This is a genomic window from Mycobacterium sp. TH-M11, assembly GCF_057473725.1.
The window spans coordinates 1-4,494 of record NZ_JBYCLD010000160.1 but is presented as its reverse complement, the minus strand read 5'-3'; the positions used below and the strand labels follow the sequence as shown (position 1 = coordinate 4,494).

Below are 4,494 nucleotides of genomic sequence, written 5' to 3'. Positions count from 1 at the left end.
TGGTGCTCTCCCGGATGCTGCTCGGCGTGCACTATCCCAGCGACGTGGCCGCCGGTGTGGTGGTCGGCGCGGCCGTCGCGGCGGTAGCGGCCGAGGTTGATCGTCGCATGACAGGTGGAGCGTGAGGATGAGCAGCGAGGTAGACGAGAAGGTGGCCGGGCCGCCGCCCAACGTCGTTGTCGGCGTGGTCAAGGCGATGCGTCCGCGGCAGTGGCTGAAGAACATCCTGGTTGCGGCGGCTCCGCTGTCAGCATGGGGCACCGACGTCCACCACGACTGGGCCAGGGTCCCGGGTCAGGTCGCGATCGCCTTCGTGGTGTTCTGTCTGGCCGCGTCGTCCATCTACCTGATCAACGACGCCCGTGACGTCGAGGCCGATCGGCAACACCCCACCAAGCAACACCGCCCGATCGCCGCGGGTGTGGTTCCGCAGTGGCTGGCCTACACGCTGGCGGTCGTGCTGGGCGCGGCGTCGCTGGGGGTGTCGTGGGGGCTCAACCCCAACCTCGCGCTGGTGATGGCCGTCTACATCGTCATGCAGCTCGGTTACTGCTTCGGGCTCAAACACCAAGCGGTGATTGACATCAGCATCGTCTCGTCGGCGTATCTGCTTCGGGGCATCGCGGGTGCAGCCGCCGCCAATATCCAGCTTTCGCAGTGGTTCCTGCTGGTGCTGGCGTTCGGTTCATTGTTCCAAGCGGCCGGCAAGCGTTACGCCGAGCTGCAGTTGGCCGAGCGCACCGGGGCCAAGATCCGCAAATCGCTGGAGAACTACACCAGCACCTACCTGCGGTTCGTCTGGACACTCTCGGCCACCGCGGTGGTGGTCTGCTACGGGCTGTGGGCCTTCGAACGCGACCACGGCAGGGCCGGCTGGTTCGTGGTGTCGATGGTGCCGTTCACCATCGCGATCCTGCGCTACGCGGTGGACGTGGACGGCGGTGTGGCCGGCGAGCCCGAGGAGATCGCGCTGCGCGACCGGGTGCTGCAGGTGTTGTTCCTGGCCTGGATCGGGACCATTGGTGTCGCTGTCATCCTCGGCTGACGCCAGTCCAGAAACGCGCTCGCGCTGGCCGGCGCTCAAGCCGGTCAGCAGCGCGTCGTTCCCCTACGACGTCACGGTCCGGGTCAGCCTGTGGAGCAGTGTCGCCGTGGTCGCGGCACTGTTCGGCTGGGGCGCCTGGCAACGGCGATGGATCGCCGACGACGGCCTGATCGTGTTGCGCACCGTCCGAAATCTGTTGGCGGGCAACGGTCCGGTGTTCAACTCCGGCGAGCGGGTCGAGGCCAACACCTCAGTGGTGTGGACCTATCTGGAATACGCGGTCAGCATGCTGACCCGGCCGCTGCAACTGGAATACGTGGCGCTGGCGCTGGCGCTGGGCCTGAGTCTGGCCGGCCTGGCGATGCTGATGCTGGGCACCGGCCGGTTGTTCGCGCCCAGCCTGGTCGGCCGCCGTGCGATCATCTTGCCGGCCGGCGCGCTGGTCTACATCGCCGTGCCGCCGGCGCGCGACTTCGCCACCTCCGGTCTCGAAAGCGGTTTGGTGACGGCCTATCTCGGACTGCTCTGGTGGATGATGGTCTGCTGGTCCCAGGCCAAGAAGGGCCGCCCAGCGGGACGGGTGTTCACGCTCGCGCTGGCGTTTGTGGCCGGCTGCAGCGTGCTGGTGCGTCCCGAGTTGGCGCTGATCGGCGGTGGCGCGTTGATCATGATGCTGATGGCCGAGCGGACCGGGCGGCGCCGACTGGGGATCGTGGTGGCCGGTGGGCTGCTGCCGGTGGGCTACCAGATTTTCCGAATGGGCTACTACGGCTTGCTGTTTCCCGGCACCGCCCTGGCCAAGGACGCCGGCGGCGACAAGTGGTCGCAGGGCCTGATCTATCTGACGAACTTCAACGGTCCCTACGTGCTGTGGGTGCCGATGCTGCTGTTGACGGGGCTGGGCCTGCTGTTGTGGGTCTCCGCGCGCCGTCATAACGGCGAGTCGGGCACCGCCACAACGGCTCCGGGTGGTGGCCCGCTGGCGCGGACAGTGCAGAGTCCGGCGGCGGTCGTGATTTTCATCGTGGTCAGCGGGCTGGTGCAGGCGCTCTACTGGATCCGCCAGGGCGGCGACTTCATGCACGGCCGAGTACTGCTGGCCCCGCTGCTATGTCTGCTCGCGCCGGTCGCGGTGGTGCCGGTGGTGGTGCCCGAGGGGACCCGGCTGTCGCGCGAGGCCGGCTATTGGCTGGCCGGCGCGGTGAGCGCGTTGTGGATGTCGGTGGCGGGCTGGGCGCTGTGGGCGGCCAATTCGCCCGGGCTGGGCGACGGCGCCACCCGGGTCGGCTACAGCGGCATCGTCGACGAGCGGCGGTTCTACGCCCAGGCAACGGGTCACGCGCATCCGCTGACCGCCGCCGACTATCTGGACTATCCCCGGATGCGCGCCATTCTGGTGGCCCTCAACAACACCCCGGAGGGCGCGCTGCTGCTGCCGTCGGGCAATTACGACCAGTGGGATCTTGTCCCGCCGATCCCACCCAAGGATGGCCCGCCACCGCAACACGGCCCGCACGCCGTCTTTTTCACCAACCTCGGCATGGTCGGCATGAACGTCGGGCTCGACGTCCGGGTGATCGACCAGATCGGGCTGGCCAATCCGCTGGCAGCGCACACCGCGCGATTGCAGCACGGCCGCATCGGGCACGATAAAAACCTTTTCCCGGACTGGGTGATCGCGGACGGGCCATGGGTGAAGTGGTATCCGGGTGTGCCGGCCTACCTGGACCAGAACTTCGTCCAGCAGGCCGAGGCGGCGCTGAAATGCGAGGGCACCCAGCAGGTGCTGAATTCGGTGCGCGGACCAATGAACTTCCACCGCTTCTTCTCCAACCTGCTGCACTCGGTGCAGTTCACCCGCTACCGTATCGACCGCGTCCCGCGCTACGAGCTGATCAGGTGCGGCTTGGCGGTGCCGGAGTCGAGCGGCCCGCCGTTCGCCCGGCCGCCCTACGCCGGGGTGCCCGCCACCGGGCCATAGCTCAAGGCCGTGAGTGATGGCAGAAGAATTTTTCGCATCGATTTGGTGCGCCCGGCGCGCCACGGCCCGATTAGCGTCCAGCAATGCCGAATATGTAGTCTTACCGGCGAACAACCGCTCGTCGGCACATTCACAGCGTGGTGGTCCGCAGCCGAAATGAGCGGGTCCGCACGCAGCCGGAGGCCCGGTTGTGGGCCTACGTCGATGAGAGTTCAGACCGCGACATGTGGTTGACTACGAAAGCACAGCTGCGCCGTCCGGCTTCAACGCAGGTCCGAATGACTTGCTGGAAGCCGGACATCCAGGCCGGCGCGCTCGGCAACGATGCGGGCCAAGCAGCGGCCCACTGAAAAGCCGGCAATCAGGGCGATGCAGTCCGACCCACATAGTTGGGCCCGACAATGAATAAGGAAGCAAGAATGAGGCTTGTTGACAGGTTTCGCGGCGCGGCAAATGGCTTGCCGCGCCGGCTCGCGCTAGGGGCTGCCGCGGCGGCTTTGCTGCCGGGCCTGATCGGCGTCGTGGGCCAGACCGCGGACGCAAACGCGTTCTCCCGGCCGGGTCTGCCCGTCGAGTACCTGCAGGTGCCATCGGCAGCCATGGGGCGTGACATCAAGGTCCAGTTCCAGAGCGGTGGCGCCAACTCGCCCGCCGTTTACCTGCTCGACGGTCTTCGTGCGCAGGACGACTTCAACGGCTGGGACATCAACACCCCCGCGTTCGAGTGGTTCAACCAGTCCGGCCTGTCCGCCATCATGCCGGTGGGAGGCCAGTCGAGCTGGTACACCGACTGGTACAAGCCGGCGTGCGGCAAGGCCGGCTGCCAGACCTACAAGTGGGAGACGTTCCTCACCAGCGAGCTGCCCGCGTTCCTGGCGTCCAAGGGCGTCAAGCAAGAAGGTGGCGCTGCGGTCGGCCTGTCGATGGCCGGCGCCTCGGCGCTGAACCTGGCCAACTACCACCCCGCGCAGTTCATCGAGGTCGGCTCGTTCTCCGGTCTGATGGACCCCTCGCAGGGCATGGGGCCGTCGCTGATCGGTCTGGCCATGGGTGACGCCGGCGGCTACAAGCCCGCCGACATGTGGGGGCCCAAGGAAGACCCGGCGTGGGCGCGTAACGACCCGCTGCTCAACGTCAGCAAGACCGTCGCCAACAACACCCGCGTGTGGATGTACTGCGGTAACGGCAAGCCGTCGGACCTTGGTGGCGACAACCTGCCGGCCAAGTTCCTCGAGGGCTTCGTGCGGACCAGCAACATCAAGTGGGAAGACGCCTACAAGGCGGCCGGCGGCAACAACGCGGTGTTCAACTTCGACGCCAACGGCACGCACGACTGGCCGTACTGGGGCGCTCAGCTGCGCGCCATGATTCCTGACATGCAGGCGCACCTCGGTGCTACTCCTGGTGCAGGCCCCGGCGCGGGCGCTCCGGCCGCGTCGGCGACCGGCCAGCACACCTGAGCCCAGAA

Annotated in this window: 4 protein-coding genes; all 4 read left to right on the top strand. The window is 67.3% G+C overall.

The features are described 5' to 3' along the window. Positions 1-125 (top strand): phosphatase PAP2 family protein (locus tag AC2VOG_RS06940; RefSeq protein ID WP_486939180.1); only part of this gene is annotated, 125 nt, incomplete at its 5' end. A gap of 2 nt (positions 126-127) precedes the next feature. Next, on the top strand, positions 128-1,045 hold the full coding sequence (locus AC2VOG_RS06935) for a decaprenyl-phosphate phosphoribosyltransferase (protein WP_486939179.1): 918 nt from the start codon (positions 128-130) through the stop codon (positions 1,043-1,045). Beyond that, complete coding sequence (gene aftB, locus AC2VOG_RS06930; RefSeq protein WP_486939178.1) at positions 1,023-3,026, top strand: terminal beta-(1->2)-arabinofuranosyltransferase; 2,004 nt, start codon at positions 1,023-1,025, stop codon at positions 3,024-3,026. Before AC2VOG_RS06935 ends, aftB begins: the two co-directional genes overlap by 23 nt. Positions 3,027-3,445: 419 nt before the next feature. After that, entirely contained in the window at positions 3,446-4,486 is a 1,041-nt protein-coding gene (locus AC2VOG_RS06925) for an esterase family protein (protein WP_486939177.1), read from the top strand. Positions 4,487-4,494 lie beyond the last annotated feature (8 nt).